Genomic DNA, 24469 nt, shown 5'->3' on the forward strand with positions numbered 1-24469 from the left:
ATGGAACAGGCTCCTCGATTGAACCTGAGCGAGCGGGTCATCCGCGCCCTCGGCCTCGCCCTCCTCGTCTTCGGTGGCTTCTTCCCGCTCGTGTGGATGTTGCTCACCAGCCTGAAGAACGAGGGGGAACTCCAGAAATTCCCGGTCCAGTACCTCCCCTCGCACCCGGACATCGCCAACTACGCGCGGGTGTTTTCCGAGCAGCCGTTCGGCACCTTCTTCATGAACTCGCTGATCGTCAGCGTGCTCAGCACGGCGCTGTGCGTGGCGGTCGCCGTGCCTGCTGCCTACGCGCTGGCGCGGCTGGAGATTCGGGCACGGGGGCTGCTCCTCACCCTCGTCGTCGCCTTCTCCATGTTGCCCGTCGTGAGCCTGCTCGTGCCCCTCTTCCGGCTGATGCGGAGCGCGAACCTGCTCAACTCCTACCCCGCCCTGATCCTCCCCTACGCGGCGCTGAGCCTGCCCGTCGCGGTCCTCACGCTCGTCGCCTTCTTCAGCGCCATCCCGCGCGATCTGGAGGCGGCGGCGATGGTGGACGGCACCTCCCGCGTCGGCGCGATGACCCGGATCGTGCTGCCGCTGAGCCTGCCGGGCGTGGTGACGGCGGCGCTCCTCGTCTTCGTCAATTCGTGGAACGAATTCCTGCTGGCGCTGAGCTTCAACACGCGCCTGAACATGCGCACGGTCTCGGTCGGCGTCACTCTGTACCAGGGGGAATTCGCGTTCCCGTGGCCGCTCATCAGCGCGGCGGTGGTGATTGCGGTCGTGCCCATCGTCGTGCTGATCGCCGTATTCCAGAAGCGCTTCGTGGCGGGGCTGACGGCGGGAGGGGTGAAGGCGTGAGGAGGAAGCAAAACGGCTTAAGCTTTTGCATTTCTGCCCCTCCCCCTTGAGAGGGGAGGCTGGGACTGGCACAGTTCCGCAGGAGAGGGGGTGACCGCAAACGACCTGCGGCGCGGCTGGAAAGAAGGGCAGGGCATCCTGCCAGCGTCGGCGTTGCTCCGTCACCCCCTCACCCCGGCCCTCTCCCACGAGGGGAGTAGGGAGAAAAGAATCAAAACCCGCTCCCTGATGAGGCTCCCATGACCCAACCTTCCCAATCCGAATTCCTCTGGTTCCTCCAGCTCTCCCGTGACGGCGAGTTCATCGGCACCAAGGAGAAGCCGCCGCGCAAGCCCACGCTGCCCTACATCTCCAGCCTGATCACGACGGCGGGCGAGGCGGGCTTTGAGGCGTTGCTGACGGCCACGAATTACCACAGCGAGCACGAGAACTACACGGCGGCGGTGGCGGCCCTCGCGCGGACTGCGCAGACGGACCCCGGCCTGCTGATCGCCGTGCGGCCCGGCATGTTCCACCCGGCGATGTACGCGAAGATGCTCGCCACGCTGCAAAACCTCTTCCCCGGGCGGGTGCGGGTGAACATCGTGACGGGGAGCAGCCCCGCCGAGAACGCCATGTACGGCGACTTCGAGCCGCACGCCCAGCGGTACGAGCGGACGCGCGAGTTCATGACCATCCTGCGCCAGCTCTGGACCCAGCCGCCGCCCGTCAGTTACCGCTCGGACCTCTTCGCCTTCGAGAACGCGGTGCTGGACCCGCCGCCCGTGCAGCCCATCCCGATCTACTTCGGGGGCGCCTCACCCGTCGCTCAGCGTATCGCCGCCGACCTCGCCGACGTGTACCTGATGTGGGGCGAGCGCGAGGACATGCTGCAAGAGCGCATGGCCCAGATGCGGGCTCTGGAGGCGGAGACGGGCCGGTCCCTGCGTTATGGCCTACGGACTCACGTCGTCGTGCGCGAGACCGAGGAGGAGGCGTGGCAGGCCGCCGAGCGCCTGATCTCGCGGGTGGACCCCGAGGTGCGCCGCGCCTTTGTGGAGAGCTACAAGCACGTGGACGGCGTGGGCCAACTGCGCCAGATCGAGATGCTGCGCGGTCTGGAGGAGGGCAACCTTCTGGTCGAGCCGAACCTCTGGGCGGGCGTCGGCATGGCCCGCAGCGGGGTGGGCGTCGCGCTGATCGGGAACCCCGAGCAGGTGGCGGCCAAGATCCGGCGGTACGAGGCGATGAGCTTTTCGTCGTTTATTTTCAGCGGCTACCCGCATCTGGAGGAGGCCCGCCGCTTCGGCGAACTCGTCATGCCGCTCCTCAAGGGACAGGGCGGCGAGGGCTCGCGCCAGATTCACACGGACACGGTGGCGCCAGTCGCCTGACGGGAGGAAAAAAGACGGCCTGGGCGGAGGAACAGTGCCCAGGCCGTCTTTTGGTTGGATGCTGTGGTCAGTTGGGCGACGGGTCCCGGTCCAGAACCGCTCCAGCCCTCACTTCTTCTGCAACACCGCGATGTACTGCTTCAGGGCGTCGGCGCCCCGGCCCTGGGCGAAGGGGTTGAACTGGCCGGGCTGGAAGTTGCCGGGGCCGCCCTGACCCTGGCCGTTCTGCCCCGCCCTGTTCTGACCCGTGCCCGCGGCGCGCTGTGCGCCGAGCCCGCCGGGAACACCGGGGATGCGGAAGCCGCCCTGTCCCCCCTGCCCGCTCTGCTGCGCCTGCGCCCGCCGCGCCTCGCGCTCCTGCTCGGCCTTGAGCGTCAGGTCGTCGAGCGCCGTGAGCTGCTTGCCCGTCAGAATCTTGTCCTCGATCTGCGTCAGGTACTTCTTGGCGTCGTTCGGCTGCACGGCTTTCGCCTTCTGGAGCGCCGTCAGGATGGGAAGGAGTTGCCTGGCCTGCGCCTTCGTCACCGCCGTCGCCTTGTTCTTTTCCAGGTCGGGCAGCAGGCGCACGGTCTGGGACAGGTCCATGATGGGCTGCATCTGCGCCATGCGGGCACGCATCTCCGGGGTGAGTTGGGGCGCGTTCTGGCCCGACCGAGAGGATTGCTGCGCCGCCGCGACGGGGAGGAGAACGAAACCGAGGGGCAGGATGACTTTGACGTACTTGTTCATGGTGTGTCCTTTCTGACTGCTGATCGCTGACCGCTGAGGGGCCTACTCGTACCGCAGGCTGTCCACCGGGTCGAGCCTCGCGGCCCGCGCCGCCGGGTAGTACCCGAAGAACACGCCGACGAGGGCGCTGAAGGCGAAGGCGACGAGGATGGGCGTGGCCGAGAAGACCGGGCTGATCCCGAAGGTGTTTCCGGCGTAGGCAGCGCCGATTCCGAGAGCGAGGCCAATCACGCCGCCGCCGATGGAGAGCAGCGCGGCCTCCACCAGAAATTGCGTGAGGATGTCGCGTGGCTTGGCACCCAGCGCCTTCCGCACGCCGATCTCGCGGGTGCGCTCGGTCACGCTGACGAGCATGATGTTCATGATCCCGATGCCGCCCACGATCAGGCTGATCCCGGCGATGGCGCCCACCAACAGCGTCAGGGTGGTTGTCACGCTGTTCAGGCTGGCGAGGGCGTCGGCCTGGTTCTGCACCTGGAAGTCGAGGTTGCTGGGGTCGGTCTGCTTGTGCCGCTCGCTCATCAGGGCGGTGATGTCCGCCTGGAGCTGGTCGAGGTCGTTCTTGTCGGCGGCCTGAATGTAGACGTTGTTGACGGTCGGCTGGCCGCTCGCGCTGTTCGTGCGCGAGAAACGCTGGATGTAGGTGCTGAGGGGAATCAGGACCTGGCTGTTCGCGTTGCCGAAGCCGCTGTTCCCCTTGTCGGGCAGCACGCCGACGACCGTGAAGGTGACGGCGCCGAGGCGAATCCTCTGCCCCACCGGGTCGCTGCCGTCCGCGAAGAGGTCGGCCACGACCTGCGAGCCGATCACCGCCGTGCGTTTGCGGCTGTCCACGTCGGCCTGGGTGAAGTAACTGCCGCTCTCCACCGGGCTATTCCGCACCGTCTCGTAGGCGGGCCAGGTGCCCAGCACGGTGACCTGCGTGTTGCTGCTCCCCACCTTGGCCTGCACGCTGCTCTGCGCCGTCGGGGCCACGCCCGCCACCCGGCTTCCGAAAGCGGTTGCCAGGGCCTCGGCGTCCTCCACGGTCACGGTCTGGTTGGGGCCGCCGCGCACCAGGCTCCCGCCGGGCCGACCCCGCGCGCTCTGCACGGTGAGCAGGTTGGTCCCCAGCGATTCGAGGTTGCGCGTCACGCCCGCCGTGCTCCCCTGCCCGATGGCGGTCAAGGCCACGACTGCCGCCACGCCGATGATCACGCCCAGCGCGGTCAGGATCGAGCGCATTGGGGTGCCGATGATCGCGCGCCAGGCGATGCTGAAAGCACCGCCCAGACCCAGCCCGCCCTGTCGCCTGGGGGCCGCAGCCTCCTGTCCCGGAGTGCTGAGGGCCGCGGTATCAGGGTTGACGGTCATGCGGTTCCTCCCGGCCGGTAAGGCTTCTGCCGCTCGTCGCGCTCGATCAGGCCGTCGCGCACCCGGACCACCCGCTCGGCATAGGCGCCGATGTCCGCCTCGTGTGTGACGATCAGGACGGTGGTGCCTTCGGCGTGCAGCTCGGCGAAGAGGGCCATGACCTCCTCACTCGTCCGGGTGTCGAGGTTCCCGGTCGGCTCGTCGGCCAGCAGCAGGCGGGGGCGACCGGCGAGGGCGCGGGCAATGGCGACGCGCTGCTTCTGCCCGCCGCTGATCTGGCTGGGGAGGTTCCCGGCCTTGTCCGCCAGCCCCACCCGCGTCAGCATCCCCATCGCCCGCTCACGCCGCTCCCGTGCGGGAACGCCCGCGTAGGTGAGGGGCACCTCCACGTTCTCCAGCAGCGTCTGCCGGGGCAGCAGGTGGAAGGCCTGGAAGACGAAGCCGATCTCGCGGTTGCGCGCCTCCGCCCGCTCGTTCTCCGAGAGGGTGGTCACGTCGCGGCCCCCGAGATGGTAGCTGCCCGCGCCGGGCCGGTCGAGCAGGCCGATGATCTGCATCAACGTCGTCTTGCCGGAGCCGGAAGGCCCCATCAGCGCGACCATCTCGCCCTGCGCGATCTGGAGACTGACGCCCTTCAATGCCTCGAACACCACGTCGCCCTGCGCGTAGGTCTTGTGGATGCCTTGCAGGTTCACCACCGGGACGGCGAGGGCGGGGGGACGGACGAGAGAGGCGGGCGCGGTCATGGCGCCCCCCCGAAGCCCCCGCCGGGAGGTCCGCCAAAGCCGCCCTGCCCCTGCCGGTTCGAGCTGGAAGTGGAGGTGCTGCTCCGGGTGCTGCCCGGCACGACGATTTGCTGCCCCGCCGTCAGGCCGTCCTCGACAATCGTGTTCGTGCCGTCGGTCGCGCCCACGGTGACACGGGTGCGCTCGGGTTCGGTGCCCTCCACCCCCTGCACCAGGACGTAGCTGCGATCCCGGACGGACTGGATGGCCTTCGTGGGCACGACGAGCCCGGACGCCTCGCTCTGGATAATCTCCGCCTCGGCGGTCATGCCCGGGCGCAGTTTGCCGTCCGTGTTCGGCAGGCTGACGGTCGCCGTGAAGACGCTGATACCGTTGGACTGGGTGGCCCCCGGTGACACCCGCACTACCTTGCCGGTAAAGGTGTCGTTCTCGTAGGCATCCAGGGTCACTTCCGCCGTCTGCCCGACCTTCACGCCCGAGATCTCGGTCTCGTCCACCTGCACGGGGAGGTTGAGGGTGGTGTCGTCAAGGAGGGTGAGGAGGGTCGTGTCGCTGCTCGTGCCGATCACTGCGCCCTCGGTGGCGTTGACGGCGCTCACCACGCCGCTGATGGGGGCGTAGACCTTGAGGTCGGCCCGGGCCTTGCGGGCGGTCGCCAGATTCTCCTCCGCCTGCTGCACGGCGATCTGGGAGTTGCGGAGGTCCTGGGCGTCGCTCTCGGTTCCCGCCTGCTGCTGGGTGCGGGCGCTGGCGGCGCTCGCGCGGGCGCTCTCCAGGCTGCTACGCGCACTCTGGACCTTGGCCTGCGCGTCCGCCACGGCCGTCCGCGCGCTGGCGAGGTCCTGGGCGCTCACGGCCCCGATGGCGGCGAGGCGTTCCTGCGCGTTCAGGGTCGTCTGGGCGGTGGTCAGTGCCCGCTCGGCGTCACTCAGCGTCTGCTGGGCCGAGGTGACGTTCGCGTCCGCCTGAGTGATGCTGCTCTGCTGCTGCACCCGGCTCGACGCCTGGGTGGCGCGCAGGGCGTCGAGGGTTGCGCGGGCCTTTTGCAGGTTCAGCTCGGCGGTGGTGACGTTCGCCGTCACGTCGTCACTCGTGAGGGTGGTCAGGAGCTGGCCCTTGGTGACCCGCTCCCCGACGGCGGGCAGGGTTCCCACCGTCACGTTGCGGTCCACGCCGATGGTGCGGGTCGCGGCAGCCTCCAGGGTGCCGGGGCCGCTCACGCTGACGCGCACGGTGCCGGGCTGGACGGTCTGAAGCTGCGTCTCGGCGGCTGCGGTCTGCGTCTGCGCGGAGTGGGTGCGGGTGTACCACACGCCGCCCCCCACCCCGCCGACCAGGAGCAGGCCCGCGAGGACCCACGGCCAGCGCCCCCGGCGCCGCACCGGGCGGGGGGTCACCGCCGTGGTCGTGGTGGGTGGGGTCGTCATAGGGTGCCTCCAATCCCGGTGAGGTTCTGCCCCGCCGCCGCCGACAGCGCGGCGAGCGATTCAAGCACGTTGTCCTGCGCCTGGAGCCGGGCGTACTGCGCCTGCTTCAACGCGAGCTGGGTCTGCTGGAGGTCAACGGCGCTGATTGTGCCGCTTTTCAGACGGGCCGCGTCCTGCGTGTAGCTCTTCCCGGCGGCGGCCTCGCGGCTCGCGGCGACCTTGAGCTGCTCGGCGGCGTTCTGCGCGGTCTGGTACGCCGAGGCCAGCGCCGTACTTGCGTTCTTCTGCGCGGCGTCCAGCGTGCGCTGCGCGTTGGCGAGCGCCGTGCGGGCATCTTGCAGGGTGCGGGCGGGCGTGAAGTCGTTGTCCGAGAGCTTGACGGTGAGCTGCGCGGCGGCCACATCCTGCTGCGCCGAGACCACCGAGGTGAGGTTCTCATCCAGCCCCGAGCGGAGCCCCGCCAGGCTGGTTTTCAGGGTCGGAATCGTGGTCAGCCCCGCCGCCCGCACCCCGCTCGCCAACCCGGTCAGGCTCGCCATCTTGGCCGAGGCGAGGTTGACCTGCGCCCGCGCGTCGGCGAGGTCCTGGGCGCTGCCCGCCAGGGTGTTCTGCGCCTTCTGCACGTCGAGGGCGGTCGCGTTGCCCACGCTCTGCTTGACCTGCGCGACCTGGAGGGCCTTCTGGTTGACCGCGTTCTGGAGGGTCTGGAGTTCCACGTTCTCCTGCGCCTCGTAGAGGGCGGTGTAGGCGTTCACGGCGTTCTGGAGGGTGGAGAGCCGCGCCGCGCGGAGCTGCACGGTGGCGAGCGCCTGCCCCTGCTGCGCGGAGAGCTTGGCCGCCGCGAGGGTGCTGGGGTCGGCCTGCGCGGCCCGGTTCGCGGCCGTCGCCTTTTCGAGGTTGGCCTGTGCGGTCCGCACGTCGGTGCCATTCGTGAGCGCGGCCTGCACCGCCTGGGTAACGGTGACCGTGGATTGGGCAGCGGCGGTGGGCACGAGCAGGGCGAGTCCGAGGGCCAGGGTCAGGGTTGGGGTGCGGGTCAAGGTGTGCATTACTGGGAGCCTCCGGCGGCATTCACGAGTCGAATCAGGGCGAGTTGAACGGTGGCGCGGGCCTGCACGAGATCCCGCCCCGCCTGGGCGAGCGAAATCTGGGCCGCCGTCACGTCGTCGGCGGTGCCGGTCCCGGCCGACAGGCGGGCCTGCGCGGCGTTCAGGGCCGCCTGCGCAACCTCTACCTGCGTCTGCCTGGCCTGGAGGGCGATCAGGTCGGTCTGGGCTGTGCCGTACAGCGTGCGGACGCCCAGTTCGGCGTTCTGCTGCGCGACTTGCACGGTGAGCTGCGCCTGCGTGACGTTGGCCTGCGCCGCCGACACCTGGGCCCGCGCGGCGGGCGAGTACACCACGTAGCTGCCGGTGATGCTGGCGACCACGCGGTTGCTGGCGTTGCCCCCGCTCGCGCCGAAGGGCACGCTGTAGCCGATGGCCGCGTTCCCCTCCTTCACATCCAGGCTGGCGCTCAGGCCGCCGCTCCCCGCCGGGCCGTAGCGCACGCTCGCCGTCAGGTCGGGCAACCGCTGGTCGCGCTGCTGCGTCTCCAGCGTGTCCTGCGCGGTGGCGAGGTTGTTCTGCGCCTGGACCACGTCCACCGTGTTCGCGCGGGCGTGAGCGACGAGGGGATTGAGGTCGGGCAGGGTGAAGGTGCCTGCGGGCTGGGTGGAGAACGTCACGCTCGTCAGGCTCTGGTTCAGGACGGCGGCGAGGTTGAGGCGGGCACTCTCCAGGCTGCTCTGCGCCTCCGTCAGGGAGCCCTGGGCGAGCTGGACGTTCGCCTGGGCGCTCAGCACGCCCTCCTGGGTCGCGTTGTTCTGCGCCTGCTGCGTCCGCGCGATCTCCAGTTGCCGCTGGCGTAGGGCGAGGGTCTGCGTGGCGAGCGTCACGTCCTGCTGGGCGACGACCGCCGCGAGGTACTGCTGGTAGACATTCAGCCTGGCGCTGGCCTGGGCCGCCGTCAGGTTCGCCTGCGCCAGCGTCAGGCTGCGCTGCGCGGTGCGGAGGCTCGACTGCCCGCTCGACCAAGGGAGCAGCCCGAGGCTGGCCTGGACGCCCGCGCTGCCCCCCAGACTGCCCACGGTAGAAGTGGCCGTGCCGTCCTCGGCCGTAGTCGTGGAGCCCCCCGTGTAGCTGGCACTCCCCGTCACGCTGACGCTCAGGCCCAGGGCGCTGCGGGCCGCGTTCAGGTTCTCCTGCGCAACCTGCACGCTGAGCTGCGCCTGGGTGACGCTGGGCGCCTGCGCCAGCCGGGCCAGGGCCGAGTCGAGCGTCAGGGTGGAGGACGCGGCCGTCTGCGTCTGGGTGGTCTGGGTCTGGGCCGGTGTGGTCTGCGCCTGCCCGTCACCCGCCCCCAGCAGCAGCGCGAGCGTCAGCGTTCGGAGAAAGGGGAAGCGGGGGGGAGGGCTCGTCATGGCCCCCAGGTTGCCGTGCCCGCGCGAATGCCCTGCGAACCTTTTTTGAAGATTTGTCGAAGATGGCCGCAAGGGCGCCAGGACGTGCCGAAACGCGTGGGCACGGCCCGCAGCACCCCTTTTGCCTCGCTCAACGCCTTCGCAGAACCTTAGCCCCGGGCGCCTACCATGGGGGCATGAGCGCCCTGATCCTGATTGTCGAGGACGAACCGCAACTGGCGGAGGTGCTGGAGGCCTACGCGCGGCAGGAGGGCTACCGTACCGAGCGGGCGGGCGACGGCCTCGCGGCCCTGACCGCCTACCGCGCCGCCCACCCCGACCTGATCCTGCTCGACGTGATGCTGCCCGGCCGGAGCGGCCTCGACGTTCTCAAAACCGTGCGCGCCGACGGCGCCACCCCCGTCATCCTGGTCACCGCCCGCGCCGAGGAGACCGACCAGATCGTGGGCCTGGAACTCGGCGCCGACGACTACGTGGTCAAGCCCTTCCGCCCACGCGAGGTGATGGCCCGCGTCAAGGCCGTCCTGAGACGGGTGAGCGCCGCCCTGGACGACACCGAGCGCCCGCTGCGGGTGGGGCCGCTGGAGGTGGACCGCCGGGCGGTCGTGGCGCGGGTGAACGGGCAGCCGCTGACGCTGACGCCCACCGAGTTCCGCCTGCTCGCGCACATGGCGCAGGTGCCGGGCCGCGCCTTCAGCCGCGAGGAACTGCTGGCCGCCGCACTGCCCGACAGTGACGCCCTGGAACGGGTGGTGGACGCGCACCTCGCCTCCGTGCGGCGCAAGCTCGACGGGGTGCGGGCCGGGGAGCTGCTGCACACCGTGCGGGGCGTGGGCTACCGCCTGGAGGCGGGCGCTTGAGACTGCCCTGGCCCCGGTTCCGCCCCGTCCGCTGGGGGACGCCGAGCCTGGCGGTGACGCTGCTGCTCGCCATGCTGCTCGTCGTGGGGCTGGCGGTGGGCGGCATGTTCCTGTTCTCTAACCTCGCCGTGAAGCGGGAGATCGCCCGACTGCCCCCGGAAGTCCAGACCTACCTGCGCGAGCGTCAGGAGGCCGAGCGGCGGGGCGAGGAGCCTCCCCCACCCCCTCGTCCCCCGGCCCGGCCCTCGACGAGTACCGCGCCGGGCACGGGTGCGGCCAGGCTCGACCCCGGGGACACCAACCCCTCGAACCGTTCCCAGGGGGGACGCGGCGGCGGCGGCCTTCCCGCCGTCCTCAATCCCCGCAACCGCTCCTTCGTCCGCGACGTGCAGACCAGCCTGATCCAGGGCGGCCTGGTCGCGGCGGCGGTCGCGGCCTCCCTCAGCCTGCTGCTCGCGCGGCGGGTGGCCCGGCCCATCTCGGCGGTGTCGCAGGCGGCGGCGCGGCTGGCCGACGGCGACCTGACTTCCCGCGCGCCCGTGCTGCGGGGGGACCGGGAAGTCGCCGACCTCGCCCGCACCTTCAACGAGATGGCCGCCAGTCTCCAGGCCCTGGAGCACGAGCGCCAGCAGGCCGTCGCCGACATCGCACACGAGCTTCGCACGCCCATCGCCATCATGCAGGCCCGGCTGGACGCGCTGGAGGACGGCGTCTATCCCCTCGACCGGGAGCAGATCGGGTTGTTGAGCGGTCAGACGCAGCTCCTGACCCGCCTGGTGGGCGACCTGCGGACCCTCACGCTCGCCGACGCGGGGCGGCTCGGCCTCCATCTGGAGGAGGTGGACCTCGCCGAGGTGGCGGGGCAGGTCGTGCGGGACCTGGGGGACCGGGCCGGGCGGCGCGGCGTGCGCCTCACCCTGACGGCGGACCCCACGCCCCTCACCGCCGACGGTGACCGGGTGCGGCAGGTCACCGCCAACCTGATCGAGAACGCCCTACGGCACGCCCACAGCCAGGTCACCGTGCGCGTGGAGACGGCCCCCGACGCGGTGAGGCTCCACGTGGACGACGACGGCCCCGGCATCCCCGAGGACCTGCGCGAGACAGTATTCACCCGCTTCACCCGCCTGGACGAAAGCCGCACCCGCGACACGGGCGGCAGCGGCCTGGGACTGGCAATTGTGCGTGCCCTTGCCGGAGCCCATGGCGGCCAGGCCTGCGCCGACGCCTCCCCCCTCGGCGGCGCCCGCTTCACGGTGACGCTGCCGCACCAGACGGGGTGAGGAGCAGGAGTTGGGGGTGTGGCTATGCAGGGGTTTGGAGGGCGGGCTGACGCTTGTCCTGCGTGCATGACAGGAAGAGAAGGGTTTGGACACCCCGACTGGCCCGGAAATGCCAGGCCCGCTCACCCCTCTCCTGCGGAGGTGTACCAGTCCCAACCTCCGCCCTCAAGGGGGAGGGGTTTTTAGTCGTCTTACACGCCACTTTCTCTTACATGGATAGCCACCATGCAGCCTCGGCCCACCAGGAGAAAGGAACAACACCGCCAAAGCTCCTGCTTCTTAAAAACCGTCTCTTGTGGACGGCCCCTACCTGCCCTCGGCGTGCACTCGCACCGCCTTCACACGCCTTGCTCGCGCAACGAGACGGTGGACTAGCGATTGGGAACACAGCAAGATCAAACATTGCGCGTTGAGGAAGACGACCACAAGCAAAATGGCCGAGCCCTTTGACGAGCCCACCCCAACGCCCCCTCACCCCCGCGCCCGCAACCCCACCAGCAGCCCCGCCGTAAACGCCCCAGCAAAGGGCAGATTCGCCGTCAACACCCGCCCCACCCAGACTCCCCCCACCTCTCCCCCCTGCCGCAAGAGCGGGTCGGCGAGCGCCTGCACCCGCGGCCAGTTCACCGTGACCAGGTCGAAATAGGCCAGCACCTGCACGGTGATAAAGAGCAACCCCAGCCCCAGCAGCGCCACCCGACCGATCTTTTTCAGCGCGAACCCGGTGGCAAAGCCCAGCACCGCCCCCACGCTCAGGTCGGGAAGCAAGGGCCGCAAGGCATCGGCGATGGGCGAGGTGGAGAGCGCGTCGGGCAAGGGCGCGATCATGCTACCGCCGCCCGTCTTGCGCGCGTCTTGCAGGGCGGGCGGCCAAAAGGCGGAGGCACCCGGCCCCGGCAGGAGGTATGGTGGGCGGGACGTGACCCCCGAGCCGGACATCCTCACGCCCGAATTGCTCGCCCGCCTGACAAACGGGGAGGAGGCGGCCTGGTACGACTTCGTGAGCGCCTACGAGGGCCGGATGTACGCCTACCTGTACCGGCTGGAAGGCAACGCCGAGGACGCGCTGGACCTCACCCAGGAGGTCTTCTACCGCGCCTGGCGCTCTATCAAAACCTTCCGAGAGGGCGAGCGCGTGCTGCCCTGGCTGTATCAGGTCGCCCGCAACACCCAGATCGAGTCGCACCGCCGCAAGCAACTCCAGCGTTTCAGCCTGGAGGAGGCCCGCGAGGACGTGGGCTTCGAGGTGACGAGCGCGGCCCGCTCCCCCTCGCAGGCGGCCGAGAGCGCCGACGCCCAGGACCGGGTGCAGCGCGCCCTGATGCGCCTGCCCGAGGAATACCGCGAGGCGGTCGTGCTGCGCTTTGTGGAAGACTTCCCCTACGATGAGATTGCGCGCATTCAGGGTGTGGCGGTCGGGACGGCCAAGAGCCGGGTCTTCCGCGCCAAGGAGCAACTGGCGGAGCTGCTGGCGGATGTGGCGGACGTGCATTGACCCACCCCACGTGGTTTCCCTCACGGCTCCCCGACCCGCTCACTCGCTAGGCTGAAGGGGTGAGTCTGGGAATATGGATGCGGGGGGGCCTGCTGGCACTGGGGCTGGCGGGGGTGCCGTGGGCGGTACTGGTGGAGGCGGCGGCGGCCCAGCCCACGGGGTTCCGGGTGGGCCTCTCGATGGACGAGGAAAGGCGGGCGCCGCTGACCGTCACCTTCACGGCGCAGGCGCCCACCGAGAACCGGGTGGAGTGGGACTTCGGGGACGGGAGCGTGGCCCAGGGCACCCGAGTGACACACACCTACTACCGCGCGGGCACGTACACCCTGCGCGCCCGTCTGCTCGACACGCGCGGCCAGGTCCAGGCCACCGCGACAGGACCGGTACAGGTTCTCAGTGGCGGCCCAGAACACGCGGAAGCCGTCGTGCTGCTCGGGCGCGGCGAGGTGCGCCTGAGTGCCGAGGGAAGCGTCGCCTACCGCCCGGGCACGCCGAGCTTCACCCTGAACGGTCGCCCGGTGGGAAGCGGGCCCCTCCAGATCACGGCGGGCGAGTACCGCGCCACCGTGCGCGTGCCCGGCGAGAGTGGGATGCTGGAGCGCAGCGTGGCCTTCCGCATCGCGCCGCTCGCCGCCAGCGTCCCCTTCGAGACCGAGGTGCTGCGCCTGACGAACCAGGCCCGCGCCCGGGGCTGGAACTGCACCACCTTGCGGGAAGGTGGCCGGGCGCTGCCGCCCCTGACGCGCGATCCCCAGCTTGAGGTCGCCGCCCTCGCCCAGTCGGCGGGCATGGCGCTGAACGGGTACTTCGACCACAAGAGTGGGGTGGACGACAGCACGCCCATGGGGCGGGTGCAGGCGACCGGGCTGCGGCCCCAGGCGGTCGCCGAGAACATAGCCGCAGGGCAGCGGACGCCGGAGGAGGTCGTGCAGAGCTGGCTCCGCAGCCCCGGCCACTGCCACAACATCATGGGCGACTTCTCCCGCATCGGCGTGTCGTACGTGAACCGCGTGGGCAGCCCCTACCTCAACTACTGGACGCAGGTGTTCGCCACACCCGCCGAGTAACCCGCCCTCAGGCCGGGCGCCCCAGCCCCCCCTCCAGGGTCAGGGGTTCGCCCAGGACCACCCGGGCGAGGGTGCCGCCCCCCGGGGCGTCCTCCAGCGTCACGTCGCCGCCGTGGGCGCGGGCGTAGCGGCGCACGAGCGAGAGGCCCAGGCCCTGCCCCGGCGTCAGGCCGCGCGGGCCGCGCTCGTGGGGGAGGAACATCCGCTCGCGCTCCCCGGCGGGAATGCCGGGGCCGTGATCGCGCACGGTGATCTCGGGCCGCCCGTTCGGGGTGCCGAGGGTCACCTCGACCGGGCCGGAGGTGTACTTCAGGGCGTTCTCGACCAGATTCTCGACGATCTGCCGCACCCGGTTCACGTCCACCGGCCAGAGGACGGGTTGCACCGGCAGATGGGCGCGGACCCGGCCCCCGGCGACCCGCCCCACCAGGACCCGCAGGTCCGGCCGCGTCACCCGCAGGGTCACGTCGAGGTACAGGTCGTCCAGGCGGGTGAGGTCGGCCCGGTGGGCGATCTGGGCGGCACTGTCCTCGATCAGGGCGAGCAGGTGCTGACGCTGCTCGGGCGTCTCGGCCTGGCGCAGCAGGTCGCTGGCGAGGAGCAGCGACTGGAGGGGGCGGCGCAGCTCGTGACTGGCAAGGCTCAGGGCCTCGCGCTGGCGGGCCTCGCGGCGGGCGCGGCGTTCGCGCTCCGAGCGCCACAGCAGCAGCGCCCGCCCGGTGAGCAGCATGCTCAGGAGCCCGGTCAGGCCAGCGGTGCCGAGCAGCGCCCGGCGCATGAAGTCCAGCGCCCGCACGTACTGCACCCGGGTGTCGTTGGCGAAGTCACCCGCCTGGGCGTTTAGAGAGGTCGCCTCGCGGGCGGCGGCGGCGATGCTCGCCGGGGTGTTCCGGCGCAGCAGGGCCGCCACCCGCGCGAGCCGGGCCTCGCCGTGGGCCTCCACCGCGTCCAGCATGGTGAACTGGGCGGGGTTGACGGCGCTGGAGAGGGCCACCTCGTAACGCATCTGCCGCTCCTCCGGACCCTGGGAGGGGTCGAGCCGCGCGACCTGATAGGCCTGCACGTCCTGCACGAGGCCCTGGTAGGCGTAGGGGGTCCAGCCGCTCCCCTTGTCGATCAGGGTGCGATAGGCGGGCTGGGTCGCCAGAAGCAGCAGGGCGACCGTCAGCACGGCGGGCAGTGCGGCCAGCAGCACCTCGCGCACGCGCAGGCCACGCGGAAGGCGCGGGAAGAAGTGGCCGGGGACGGGCGTCACGGGGCGGGGGTGATGCGTTCCACGAACCACACCCAGGCGGCCCCGTACAGCCTCGGCGGGAACCGCCCGGGGTCGTGGGGCAGCACGACTGTCAGCGGTCCCTTCTCCAGCACCGGGATGGGCTTCCCGTTCGCCGTATGCGCGAGCATGATGGGCGCCCTGATGTAGTCCCGGGCACGGATGGTGGTCACGAAGCCGTTGCTGGCATACAGGCGCATGTCCCGCCCGGCGAAGCCCGCCATGACCGCCAAGTCACGCAGGGGCACGCCCTCGTAGGTGAAGGTGCGGTGGAGTTGCGCATGCTCGGTCGCGTACCGCACGGTGGGCAACGCGAGCAGTTGCGCCCGCGTCAGGGCCAGCGAGTGGCCGGGACTCTCGACGGTCAGCATGATTCGCTCGCCGGGCCGGACGGCGGGAAGCGGCCGGGCCGGGTGGACGTAGGAAAAGGGAGGCCATTTCGCGCTCTGCCGCTCGCCGGAACCTGTCCCCAGCGCCAGGCCGGACGCCAGAGCCAGGGCGGGCAGCAGGGCCAAGATTTTGGGGAACACGCCCCACTTTAGTGCGGGAAGGTGCGGGCCCTCAAGATGACACCCCGGGAAGTTCCCCGGGGACCCCTCAGTGCTCCCCGGGCTGGCCGACGCTCACGAGGTGGAAGGCGTCCGGGCTGGCCCCCGGAGTGATGCGGAATCTCCAGGGGCCATACTCGGTGTCCAGCAGGACCTCGCCGTCCCCGGCGGCGGCGCGGCGCAGGGCCTCCCAGTCCTGGTCCGTCACGCTGCCGTGAATCAGGACGAGTTCGTTTCGAACGGGCGTCTGGGTCCCCACGACGATGCGGGTGCTGAGCTGCTCCATGTCCCCAGCTTAGCGGGCAGCGCCCGAGGGCCGATCAGGCATGAAGTTCAAGTGAGAGGTCTCTCACCCCAGCTGAGGGCCCCGTCAGGCGGCGGTCAAGCGGGGAGGGCAGAGTGGGCGCATGAAGGTTCTCACTCCCCTGAAGGCCCTCTGCGCCCTGCTGGTCGGCACGGCGAGCGCCGCGCCCGTCATCAGCGCGCAGAGCATCATCGTGAACCCGGTGCCCACCAACCTCAGCGTGAAGGTCTGGACCGACCGCGACAGTAGCGGCGCCCAGGCGCCGGGCTACACGCCGGGCGAGCGCATCCGGCTGTACACCAGCGTGAACCAGGACGCCTACGTGTACCTGTTCAACGTGGACCCCCAGGGCAACGTCGACCTGATCCTGCCCAACAAGTACCAGGGCGGCGGCAACTTCCTGAAGGCGAACACCACCCGCGCCTTTCCCTCGCCCGGCGACCCCTTCACCTTCGACGTCTCCACCCCCTACGGCCTGAACAAGGTGCTGGCGCTGGCGAGCCGCACGCAGCTCAACCTCGACCAGATCGCCTCCTTCAAGTCGCAGCAGAATTCGTTTGCCACCGTGAATGTCAAGGGCCAGCAGCAGCTCGCCCAGGCGCTGAGCATTGTCGTCAAGCCCGTCGAGCAGACGAGCTGGATCAGCGACACCGCGTACTACACCGTCGTCTCCCCTGCTGGGAACACGGGGGGCGGCTCGGCCACGCCGCTGCTGGTTCCGGCCCCCGCCACGTCGGCACCGGCACGCCCCAACCCCATTCAGCCCGCGCCCACCGCCAAGGCCCTGTCGGTGCAGGTCCAGCCGACCACCCCGCAGCCCGCGCCGTTGCCCAACGTGCGCGACTGGCAGACCACTGTTGAGCGCCAGGGCAGCCTGAGCGCCGTCTATACCGAGTACGCCGCCCGCCTGCGCGCCGAGGGGTACACCCAGACGAGTTCCCGCCAGACCGGCAACCACATCCGGGGCGAGTTCCGCAAGGGCGACGGTCGCGCCACCCTGGAAGTCAAGCAGAAGGGCAGCCGCTTCGAGATCAAGGTCACCCGCCGCTGAGTCCTTTCCATATCCGCCGCTCCAGAGTTGGGGCGGCGGTTTTGTTTCGGCTTCTGGCCCTCACAGCCTGGCAGAGGCTGGGCTCGCAGAAACAGGACGGAGGTCTGCGTCTGTCCCGGCGCCTTCAACCACTGGTGTGTGACGCGCCCTGAGCGGGGATTGTGCCAGGGCCGCTTCGCCGTAAGCCGTCGGGCCAAGGGTTCAGACTTCGGTGGAACGCCCCTCTCCCCAGACGTTCGACCCCTTGCCTTTCTCCTAATTCCGAGTAGGCTAGTCAGGTATCGGGGGTACGATGGAAGAACGAGGCTTGAACGAACTGAACCCCGGCGAGGCGGCCCACGTGGTCACGCTGGACCCCCGGCACCCCCTGCGGCGGCGGCTGCTGGAACTGGGTTTCGTGCGGGGGGCGCGGGTGGCCGTGGTGCGCCGGGCACCGATGGGTGATCCGGTCGAGGTGCGGGTGAACGGAACCGATCTGGCGCTGCGGGCGCAGGACCTGCGCGGCATCCGGGTGCGGGCATGACCACGCTGCCGCCCGCGCCCCCGCCGGATCTGCTCGTGCCGGACGAGGCCGCCTGTGCGACCACGTTGGAACGGCTGCGCGCCGCCCGGGAGCCGCGCGTCGTGGTGGTCGGGAACCCAAACGTCGGCAAGACGACACTCATCAACGCGGTGGCGGGCACCCGGCTCAAGGTCGGCAACTGGTCGGGCGTGACGGTCGAGAAGCGCGAGGCCCGTTTGAACCACGCGGGCCGCCCCGTCTACCTGCTCGACCTGCCGGGCGCGTACTCGCTGAGCCCCCACACCCCCGAGGAACTCATCACCCGCACGGCCCTGCTCGACGAGGCGCCGGACGCGGTGATCAACGTGCTGGACGCCGGGAACCTGGAGCGCAATCTCTACCTCACGCTGCAACTCCTCGACTTCCGGGTGCCGCTGGCGGTCGCGCTGAATCTGGTGGACGAGGCGCGCGACAAGGGCCTCACGGTGGACCCGGCGGCGCTGTCGCGGGCGCTGGGCGTGCCCGTGGTCGAGACGGTGGCGAGCCGGGGCGAGGGCACCGGGAAGCTGCTGGACCAGGCGCTCTCGGGGGCGACGCTGGGCATCGGCGTGCGCTACCCAGAGGCGGTTGAGAGTGCCGTGGCCGACCTCACCGGACGCATGGCCGAACTCCCAACCCTGCCCCCGCACGCGCACCGCTACCTGGCGCTGGCGCTGCTGGAGGGGGACCCCAGCGTGCGCGGGCGGCTGGCGGCGACCGGCCACGCACCGCTGCTCGACGCGGCGGACGCGCACCTCGCCGCGCTGGAGACGGAGGGGGTGGACGCCCTCATCGAGATCGCGGAGGCGCGGTATGCGCGGGCGGGGGACCTGGCGCGGGTGGCCGTGCCCCAGGCGGAGGCGCGGCGCACCCTCAGCGAGCGGCTGGACCGCCTAGCGCTGCACCCGTGGCTGGGCATTCCCCTCTTCCTGGCGCTGGTCCTGCTGGTGTTCCGGCTGACCTTCAGCGTGGCCTCTCCCTTCGTGGACCTGATCGGGGGACCGCTGCAGGGGACGGTGAGCGGCTGGGCGGCAGCGGCCCTGGGCTGGTTCCCCCTGGCACGCGACCTCGTGGTGGGGGCGATCATCCCCGGCGTGGGCACGGTGCTGAGCTTCCTGCCCACCCTGCTCGTGCTGTACCTCGCCATGAGTTTCCTGGAGGACAGCGGCTACATGGCCCGCGCCGCCTTCCTGATGGACCGGGCGATGCGCGGCGTGGGGCTGGATGGGCGGGCCTTCATCCCGCTGATCCTGGGGTTCGGGTGCAACGTGCCTGCCGTGTACGCGACCCGCACGCTGGAGCGGCGCAGCGACCGGCTGCTCGTCAGCATGATCCTCCCGTTCATGAGCTGCTCGGCGCGGCTGCCGGTGTACGTGGTGTTCGCCGCCGCGCTGTTTCCGCGTCACGGAAGCCTCCTCGTCTGGGCGCTGTACGTGCTGGGCATGGCGGTCGCCTTCCTCTTCGCCCTGCTGCTGCGCCGCACCGCCCTGCCCGCCGAGGGGGGCGGGGTGCTGCTGGAACTGCCGCCCTACCGCTTCCCCGCCTGGAAGGTGCTGTGGAAGCACGCCTGGCGCCGCACGGCGAGCTTTGCGAAGAGAGCGCGCACCACCGTGCTGGCGACCGTGGCGGGCGTGTGGCTGCTGCTCGCCATCCCGGTCGTGGCGGGGGGCCAGTTCGCCACCGTCCCCCCGCAGGACAGCCTCTTCGGGCGGGTCAGCCAGGCGGTCTCGCCCGTCTTCGCACCGCTGGGCTTCGGGAACTGGCAGGCGACGGGGGCGCTCGTGCCCGGCTTCGTCGCCAAGGAGGTCGTGGTGGGCACCCTGGGGCAGATTTACCTGGGCGAGCAGGCCGAGGCTCCGGCCCCGCTGGGTCTGTTCGCCGGAGTGGGGCAGGCCGCGACTGCCACCTGGGACGCGATCAAGGCGAGCGTCTTGGCCCTGCCCACCGTTCTCGCCCTGCCCAGTCTCGGCGCCGACACCTCTGCCGACGCGCAGACGCCCCTTGCGGCGGCCCTGGCGCGGGCCTTCAGCCCGGCGGGCGCGCTGGCGTACCTTGTGTTCGTGCTGCTGTACACGCCCTGTATTGCCACCGTCGGCGCGCTGGCGCAGGAGCACGGGCGGCGAGTGGCGTGGACCACGGTCGCCTACCAGCTCGCCACCGCCTGGGTCATGGGTTTCCTCGTCTACCAGATCGCGTCGAGGCTGCTGTGACCACGCCGCTGGCCGCCATCCTCGGCGCGGTGTCGGGGGAGCCGCGCACCCCCGCCGAACTCGCCCGCACCCTGGGGAGCAGTGAGGCGGCCCTGACAGGGATGCTGCGGACCCTGCAAGCGGGGGGCTACGTGCAGGAGGCTGTACCGGAGCAGGAGGGCTGCGCCTGTGGCCCCTGCGCCCTGAAGAGCCTGTGCCGCAACGTGGGTGGGGAGGCCGCCCCTTTGCACCTGCTGAGGCTCACCCCACGGGGCGAGGCTTACCTGAAGCGGGTGCGCTGAGGGAAATGCCAGAGGGGCGGACTCAATGCGTAATCCGCCCCCTCACTGCTGAATTCACACCACGATGCGCCGGAACGCGCCGTCCTCGCCCACGACGGGGAGCTGGCCGTACATCAGTTCCTGCTCGACCACCCGGGCCACGTCCTCGCCGAGTTGCACCGCGTCGCGCTTCTCGCTCTCCAGCGGCTCGGCGATCACGTCGAAACCGCGCAGGGCGTTCACGTCCTGGTGGCGCACCTCGACGCGGAAGGTGCCGTCGTCCACATGCGGGGTGATCGTCAGCCCCTCAGGGTGGTCGTAGGTGAAGGCGGCCTGGAAGGCGGTCAGGGTATCTTGCAGGTTCATTCGCGCGGTCATGGGGGCAGTGTGCCTTTCCTTCACTGGGACGGGGTGAAGGGCCGGTAAAGACCAGGCCTATACTGGCCGCACATGACGACTCCCCCCCCCGCCGCCGCGCGCGTCAGCCCGTGGGTGCTGTCCGCGTTCTGGTTCGGCACCGCGTTTCACTGGCTCCTGCTGCTCCTGATCCTGATGCCCGCCAACGTCGTGCGCTTCGTGGGCGAGGGGCAGAAGGGCACTTATCTGGGCACCCTGACTGCCGTAGGGGCCGTGATGGCGCTCGTGCTGCCGCCGATCATTGGGGCGCGCAGTGACCGCACGGGGAGGCGGCTGCCGTACATCCGGCTGGGACTGGGCGTGAACCTGGCGGGCCTGGCGGTGATGGCCTTCGCCGCTACGGCGCTGGTGGGTCTGGGGGGCTTCTGGGTATACGTCCTTGGCTTCCTGCTCGTGCAATTCGGGAATAACTACGCGACGGCGCCCTACAGCGCCCTGATCCCGCAACTTGTGCCACCCGAGCAGCGTGGGCGCTACAGCGGCGTCATGGGGCTGCTTCAGGCGGTCGGGCAACTGCTGGGGGCGGTGACGGCGTTTGTGGTCGGCCTGCTGAAGCTCCCCGTGCTCGTCTCCTTCGCACTGATCGCCCTAGTGCTGTTCGTGCCCGCCCTGATCACGCTGCGCGGGGTGCCGGAGAGGGAAGGGCCACCCGCCCACACCCCGGCCCAGCCCGCTCTCTCGTGGCGGCAGCTCTTCGCGTACCAGCCTTTCCTGTGGGTGTTCGTCACGCGGGTGCTGTTCGCCCTCGGGCAGTACAGCGTGCAACCCTTCCTCCAGTACTACAACGTGGACGTGCTGCGCCAGCGCGACCCGGCGACCAGCACCTCGATCATGCTCGTATGCATCATTGTTGGGAGCATCGCCTCTGCGCTCATCGGTGGGCGGATCAGCGACCGGGTGGGCCGCAAGCCGGTGATCTACGTAGCGGGGAGCGCGATGGCGGCGGCGGCGCTGCTGCTGCTCGTCGCGCCGTCCTACCCGACGGCACTGGCCCTCGCCGTGTTCTTCGGGCTGGGCTTCGGGGCGTTTACGAGTGTGGACTGGGCGCTGGGCAGCGACGCCATGCCCAGCGCGAGCAGCTACGCGCGGGACATGGGCATCTGGCACGTGGCCTTCGTGGCGCCGCAGCTTTCCAGCGCGCCGCAGGGAGCCCTTCTGGACTGGGGCAACGCACAGGGGGGAAACCTCGGCTATACGCTCGTCTTCGGCATCGCGGCGCTGTTCTTCCTGCTCGGCGTGGTCCTTGTGCGGAACGTGCCGGAAGTCATGCGGGGGCGGGCTCACGCAACCTGACGGCAACCTTTAGACGGTGCCCATCTCACCAAAGGGGGTGAGCTCGGCCATGACATGCTTCGTGCTATGGAGCAACAACACGAACACCCCAGCCGCGAGGAAACGATCAAGGAGATGGCTGCCGTCATGAAGAACGTCAAGTTTGCCATGTTGACGGTCATGACCGAGGACGGCCACCTGCAAGCCCACCCGATGACCACCCAGCAGACCGAGTTCGACGGCGACGTGTGGTTCATCGGCGGCAGGGACACCCAGCAGGTGCAGGCCATGGCCGCCCGCCCGCAGGTCAATGTGAGCTACGCCGACCACGGCAAGGGCGCTTACGTCAGCATCAGCGGCGCCGCGCAGCTCGTCGAGGACCGCGCCAAATTGGAGGAGCTGTGGACGGACGCTTACAAGGCGTACTTCCCAGGCGGCATCGACGATCCCTCGGTCCAGCTTGTGAAGATTGAGGCGCAGGGTGGCGAGTACTGGGGCAGCGACGGCAAGCTCAAGAACATGTTCCAGCAGGCCCGGGCGGCGATCACGGGCAAGCCCGCCACCGACCTGGGGACGAACGAGACGGTCGAGTTCTAAAGGGCAACGGAGCGGAGGCGCGGGAGCACCAGCCCGCGCCTCCGCCCTGTTCCCTCCGTCCTCTCCCCGGACCCCAGGCCGTATCCTCGGGCCTGTGACCGCCGCCCTTCCCCATTCCACCCCGGCCCAGACAAGACGTGCGCTGGCCGGGGTCATGCTCACGGTGGCCCTGTGGGGCGGGAACGTCGTGCTGCTCAAGGCGCTGCTGGTCCGCGGCCACCTGAACGCCGAGACGATCAACGTGGGGCGCTTCCTGATCGCCGGGCTGGTCCTCGTGGCCCTCAGCGTGCGGGCGCACGGCTGGCCCCGCTGGAACGGGCGGACCTGGGCCCAGGTGGCCCTGGTCGGCCTGCTGGGAAATACGCTGTTTCAGGCGTTCTTTCTGACAGGCATCCGTGCCAACCCCGCAGGCGTGGCCGGGCTGGTGAATGGCCTGGTGCCCGTGCTCGTCGTACCGCTCGGGTTGCTGCTGGGGCAACGGGCCTCGGGGCGACAGGTCGGCGGAGTGCTGCTCGCCTTCGCGGGGCTGATGGGGCTGCTTGCCGTCACGTTGCAACCCGGCATGTCGGTCACCCTGGGAGGCTTCGGGTGGATCATCGCGGCGGCGACCGTCTGGGCGTTGTACACGCTCTGGAACCGCCCGCTGGGGGAACGGGTGGGCGGCATTCCCTTCGTGGCCTTCAGCCTGGTGCTGGGGTGTGTGCCCTACGTGCTGTGGGCCGTCCCGCACCTGACGTTTCCGGGGGACGCGCCGCCCTGGGCCTGGGTTGGGGTCGCCCTCAGCGCCCTGGGGGCGAACGTCATCGCCTACCTGGGCTGGGCGAACGGTGCCCGGGTACTGGGTGCGGCGCGCACGAGCGTCTGGAACACGCTGGCCCCCGCCGTCGCGCTGGGGCTAAGCGCCGCCGTGCTGCACGAGCGCCTGCCGCCCGCCGTGTGGCTGGGCGCCGGGGTCATTCTGGCCGGGGCCGCCCTCGCCAACTGGCCGGGGGCCCCTCGGGTTGGGGGAAAAGCGCGGCCTGAGTAACCCGTGCTGCTCTTCAGTCGAGCTTGAAGTCGATCACCGGCGGCTGCCGCTCGCCCTCGTCGCCTTCAGGCTTGGCGTCCTCTTTTGGTTGCTCCGGGGACGGCTGGGCCGCGACCTGCTGCAGGGGCTCGGCGGGCGGTGTCTGCTCCTGGGTCGGCGTGCGCCCGCCCCTCGCGGCCGACTCCTGGGCGGCGCGGCGGGCGGCGATCAGGATGGAGTCGACCTCGGCGGGGCTGAGCAGGCCCTTGTTCTGAAGGGTGCTGAGGATCGCCAGGGCGAGTTTGCGGACGTACTCGGCGTCAGTAGGGGGAGGGGTGGGCACGTCTGGCCGCGTCATGCCCGCACCCTAGCGCGAATGGGGGCCAGGAGGGGCAAACTGCCCCACAGGACGGAGGTAGTCTGAGGGCACCTTCACCCCCCCCAGGAGCAGAGGCAGGCATTCGGCCAACCGGAACACAAAAGACGGAACGCCCAGACACGGGTGTTATCCTGTGAGCCGTCTGAAAAGGTGGCGTGAAGCTTCACCCACACGGCAACCCGCCGTCCTCTCCGGGCAAAGACGGAGAGGCGCAAGAGGAGGAAGAGGGAATGTACCGAGGAAGAGAGGGGCAGTGGGCCTGGATGCTTCACCGCCTGTCCGGGCTGGCGATTCTGGCCTACCTGCTGATCCATGTCATCAGCATCAGCCTGTTCGTGTTCGGCGAGCGGGCCTACATGGCGGTTCACACCACCTATGAGCTGCCGATCTTCAGCCTGGGCCTGATCGCGGTCACCGCCGGAGTCGTGTACCACTCCCTGAACGGCCTGCGGATCATCATGATGGACTTCACCGGGCGGGGCGTGGCCTACCAGCGCCAGATGTTCTACGCGGTGCTGGGCCTGACCGTGCTTGCCACGGCCTACACCGCCTTCGTGGTGATCGGCCGACTGATCGGGGGCGAGGCATGATCCGCGCCCGCACCCTCACCGACGCCCGGCAGCAGGCGCACTCGAACGCCGAGCTGAACTGGTGGATCTTCATGCGGATCAGCGGCTTGGTCCTGGTGTTCCTGATCCTGGGTCACATCTACATGACCTTCATCCAGGTCAGCGAGTCCGACGCCACGTACATCGCGGTCGTCAACAAGCTGCAACAGCCCGCCTGGAAGTTCTACGACTGGCTGATCCTATCGCTCTCCATGCTGCACGGGGTGAACGGCGCGCGGTACTCCATCGAGGACTACGTGCGCTCGCGGCCCAACCGCGCGTGGGTGAAGACCATCTTCTACACGATCAGTGCCCTGATCTTCACGCTGGGCACCATCGGCCTCTTCTCGATCTAAAGGACCGTAC

General features: G+C 70.1%; 27 protein-coding genes. 15 read left to right on the plus strand and 12 right to left on the minus strand.

Annotated elements, in window-relative coordinates; translation table 11 throughout:
* Window positions 1-843, plus strand: coding sequence for a carbohydrate ABC transporter permease (locus tag F784_RS0103940; RefSeq protein WP_040382248.1), 843 nt, complete (start codon window positions 1-3; stop codon window positions 841-843).
* Between the two features lie 239 nt (window positions 844-1082).
* Window positions 1083-2216: an LLM class flavin-dependent oxidoreductase gene (locus F784_RS0103945; RefSeq protein WP_019585403.1), complete on the plus strand. Its 1134-nt coding sequence runs from the start codon at window positions 1083-1085 to the stop codon at window positions 2214-2216.
* Window positions 2217-2324: 108 nt separating this feature from the next.
* On the opposite strand, the gene F784_RS0103950 is transcribed toward F784_RS0103945, so the two are convergent.
* Genes F784_RS0103950 through F784_RS0103975 form a run of 6 tightly spaced genes read right to left on the minus strand, consistent with a single transcriptional unit; the run spans window position 2325 to window position 8932 of the window.
* The gene (locus F784_RS0103950; RefSeq protein WP_019585404.1) at window positions 2325-2945 is read right to left on the minus strand and encodes a hypothetical protein; all 621 of its coding nucleotides are present in this window, start codon (window positions 2943-2945) and stop codon (window positions 2325-2327) included.
* A gap of 42 nt (window positions 2946-2987) precedes the next feature.
* On the minus strand, window positions 2988-4298 hold the full coding sequence (locus F784_RS0103955) for an ABC transporter permease (protein WP_019585405.1): 1311 nt from the start codon (window positions 4296-4298) through the stop codon (window positions 2988-2990).
* A complete protein-coding gene (locus tag F784_RS0103960) occupies window positions 4295-5044 on the minus strand; it encodes an ABC transporter ATP-binding protein (protein WP_019585406.1) in 750 nt (249 codons plus the stop codon). The genes F784_RS0103955 and F784_RS0103960 overlap by 4 nt, the downstream gene beginning before the upstream one ends.
* Entirely contained in the window at window positions 5041-6471 is a 1431-nt protein-coding gene (locus tag F784_RS0103965) for an efflux RND transporter periplasmic adaptor subunit (RefSeq protein ID WP_019585407.1), read from the minus strand. Before F784_RS0103965 ends, F784_RS0103960 begins: the two co-directional genes overlap by 4 nt.
* Complete coding sequence (locus F784_RS0103970) at window positions 6468-7520, minus strand: TolC family protein (protein WP_019585408.1); 1053 nt, start codon at window positions 7518-7520, stop codon at window positions 6468-6470. The genes F784_RS0103965 and F784_RS0103970 overlap by 4 nt, the downstream gene beginning before the upstream one ends.
* Window positions 7520-8932, minus strand: a complete 1413-nt coding sequence (locus F784_RS0103975) for a TolC family protein (protein ID WP_019585409.1) — start codon at window positions 8930-8932, stop codon at window positions 7520-7522. Before F784_RS0103975 ends, F784_RS0103970 begins: the two co-directional genes overlap by 1 nt.
* Before the next feature lie 176 nt (window positions 8933-9108).
* Between F784_RS0103975 and F784_RS0103980 the strand changes: the two genes are divergently transcribed.
* Both F784_RS0103980 and F784_RS0103985 read left to right on the plus strand, forming a co-directional pair.
* Window positions 9109-9792: a response regulator gene (locus F784_RS0103980; protein ID WP_019585410.1), complete on the plus strand. Its 684-nt coding sequence runs from the start codon at window positions 9109-9111 to the stop codon at window positions 9790-9792.
* On the plus strand, window positions 9789-11075 hold the full coding sequence (locus tag F784_RS0103985) for a sensor histidine kinase (protein WP_019585411.1): 1287 nt from the start codon (window positions 9789-9791) through the stop codon (window positions 11073-11075). Before F784_RS0103980 ends, F784_RS0103985 begins: the two co-directional genes overlap by 4 nt.
* A 471-nt stretch (window positions 11076-11546) precedes the next feature.
* On the opposite strand, the gene F784_RS0103990 is transcribed toward F784_RS0103985, so the two are convergent.
* Complete coding sequence (locus F784_RS0103990) at window positions 11547-11903, minus strand: FUN14 domain-containing protein (protein WP_019585412.1); 357 nt, start codon at window positions 11901-11903, stop codon at window positions 11547-11549.
* Window positions 11904-11994: 91 nt separating this feature from the next.
* Between F784_RS0103990 and F784_RS0103995 the strand changes: the two genes are divergently transcribed.
* Both F784_RS0103995 and F784_RS0104000 read left to right on the plus strand, forming a co-directional pair.
* Window positions 11995-12570 carry an RNA polymerase sigma factor gene (locus tag F784_RS0103995; RefSeq protein WP_019585413.1) on the plus strand — a complete coding sequence of 192 codons (576 nt, stop codon included), beginning with the start codon at window positions 11995-11997 and terminating at the stop codon, window positions 12568-12570.
* Window positions 12571-12629: 59 nt separating this feature from the next.
* The gene (locus F784_RS0104000) at window positions 12630-13637 is read left to right on the plus strand and encodes a CAP domain-containing protein (RefSeq protein WP_245557748.1); all 1008 of its coding nucleotides are present in this window, start codon (window positions 12630-12632) and stop codon (window positions 13635-13637) included.
* Between the two features lie 7 nt (window positions 13638-13644).
* On the opposite strand, the gene F784_RS0104005 is transcribed toward F784_RS0104000, so the two are convergent.
* From F784_RS0104005 to F784_RS0104015, 3 genes are all read right to left on the minus strand, one after another.
* Window positions 13645-14892, minus strand: coding sequence for a sensor histidine kinase (locus F784_RS0104005; protein WP_019585415.1), 1248 nt, complete (start codon window positions 14890-14892; stop codon window positions 13645-13647).
* The gene (locus F784_RS0104010) at window positions 14889-15440 is read right to left on the minus strand and encodes a molybdopterin-dependent oxidoreductase (RefSeq protein ID WP_019585416.1); all 552 of its coding nucleotides are present in this window, start codon (window positions 15438-15440) and stop codon (window positions 14889-14891) included. The genes F784_RS0104005 and F784_RS0104010 overlap by 4 nt, the downstream gene beginning before the upstream one ends.
* A 67-nt stretch (window positions 15441-15507) precedes the next feature.
* A complete protein-coding gene (locus tag F784_RS0104015; protein WP_019585417.1) occupies window positions 15508-15744 on the minus strand; it encodes a hypothetical protein in 237 nt (78 codons plus the stop codon).
* A gap of 121 nt (window positions 15745-15865) precedes the next feature.
* On the opposite strand from F784_RS0104015, the gene F784_RS0104020 reads away from it, so the two are divergent.
* From F784_RS0104020 to F784_RS0104035, 4 genes are all read left to right on the plus strand, one after another.
* On the plus strand, window positions 15866-16813 hold the full coding sequence (locus tag F784_RS0104020) for a DUF4384 domain-containing protein (protein ID WP_019585418.1): 948 nt from the start codon (window positions 15866-15868) through the stop codon (window positions 16811-16813).
* 307 nt (window positions 16814-17120) lie between these two features.
* A complete protein-coding gene (locus tag F784_RS0104025; RefSeq protein ID WP_019585419.1) occupies window positions 17121-17336 on the plus strand; it encodes a FeoA family protein in 216 nt (71 codons plus the stop codon).
* Window positions 17333-19564: a ferrous iron transport protein B gene (feoB, locus tag F784_RS0104030; RefSeq protein WP_019585420.1), complete on the plus strand. Its 2232-nt coding sequence runs from the start codon at window positions 17333-17335 to the stop codon at window positions 19562-19564. Before F784_RS0104025 ends, feoB begins: the two co-directional genes overlap by 4 nt.
* The gene (locus F784_RS0104035) at window positions 19561-19845 is read left to right on the plus strand and encodes a MarR family transcriptional regulator (protein ID WP_019585421.1); all 285 of its coding nucleotides are present in this window, start codon (window positions 19561-19563) and stop codon (window positions 19843-19845) included. The genes feoB and F784_RS0104035 overlap by 4 nt, the downstream gene beginning before the upstream one ends.
* Window positions 19846-19899: 54 nt before the next feature.
* Here the strand turns inward: F784_RS0104035 and F784_RS0104040 are convergent, their stop codons facing one another.
* Window positions 19900-20202, minus strand: a complete 303-nt coding sequence (locus F784_RS0104040; RefSeq protein WP_019585422.1) for a hypothetical protein — start codon at window positions 20200-20202, stop codon at window positions 19900-19902.
* 72 nt (window positions 20203-20274) lie between these two features.
* Between F784_RS0104040 and F784_RS0104045 the strand changes: the two genes are divergently transcribed.
* The 3 genes from F784_RS0104045 to F784_RS0104055 all read left to right on the plus strand — a co-directional run bounded on the left by F784_RS0104045 (window position 20275) and on the right by F784_RS0104055 (window position 23137).
* On the plus strand, window positions 20275-21534 hold the full coding sequence (locus tag F784_RS0104045; protein ID WP_019585423.1) for an MFS transporter: 1260 nt from the start codon (window positions 20275-20277) through the stop codon (window positions 21532-21534).
* Between the two features lie 66 nt (window positions 21535-21600).
* A complete protein-coding gene (locus F784_RS0104050) occupies window positions 21601-22110 on the plus strand; it encodes a pyridoxamine 5'-phosphate oxidase family protein (protein WP_019585424.1) in 510 nt (169 codons plus the stop codon).
* 94 nt (window positions 22111-22204) lie between these two features.
* On the plus strand, window positions 22205-23137 hold the full coding sequence (locus F784_RS0104055) for a DMT family transporter (protein ID WP_245557749.1): 933 nt from the start codon (window positions 22205-22207) through the stop codon (window positions 23135-23137).
* A gap of 13 nt (window positions 23138-23150) precedes the next feature.
* Here the strand turns inward: F784_RS0104055 and F784_RS0104060 are convergent, their stop codons facing one another.
* Window positions 23151-23474 carry a hypothetical protein gene (locus F784_RS0104060; RefSeq protein WP_019585426.1) on the minus strand — a complete coding sequence of 108 codons (324 nt, stop codon included), beginning with the start codon at window positions 23472-23474 and terminating at the stop codon, window positions 23151-23153.
* Between the two features lie 251 nt (window positions 23475-23725).
* Here F784_RS0104060 and sdhC point away from each other — a divergent pair, with 251 nt between their 5' ends.
* Window positions 23726-24085 carry a succinate dehydrogenase, cytochrome b556 subunit gene (gene sdhC / locus F784_RS0104065; protein WP_026332257.1) on the plus strand — a complete coding sequence of 120 codons (360 nt, stop codon included), beginning with the start codon at window positions 23726-23728 and terminating at the stop codon, window positions 24083-24085.
* A complete protein-coding gene (locus tag F784_RS0104070) occupies window positions 24082-24459 on the plus strand; it encodes a succinate dehydrogenase hydrophobic membrane anchor subunit (protein WP_019585428.1) in 378 nt (125 codons plus the stop codon). Before sdhC ends, F784_RS0104070 begins: the two co-directional genes overlap by 4 nt.
* Window positions 24460-24469: the final 10 nt, after the last annotated feature.

It is taken from the genome of Deinococcus apachensis DSM 19763, assembly GCF_000381345.1.
Taxonomy (GTDB): Bacteria; Deinococcota; Deinococci; order Deinococcales; family Deinococcaceae; genus Deinococcus; species Deinococcus apachensis.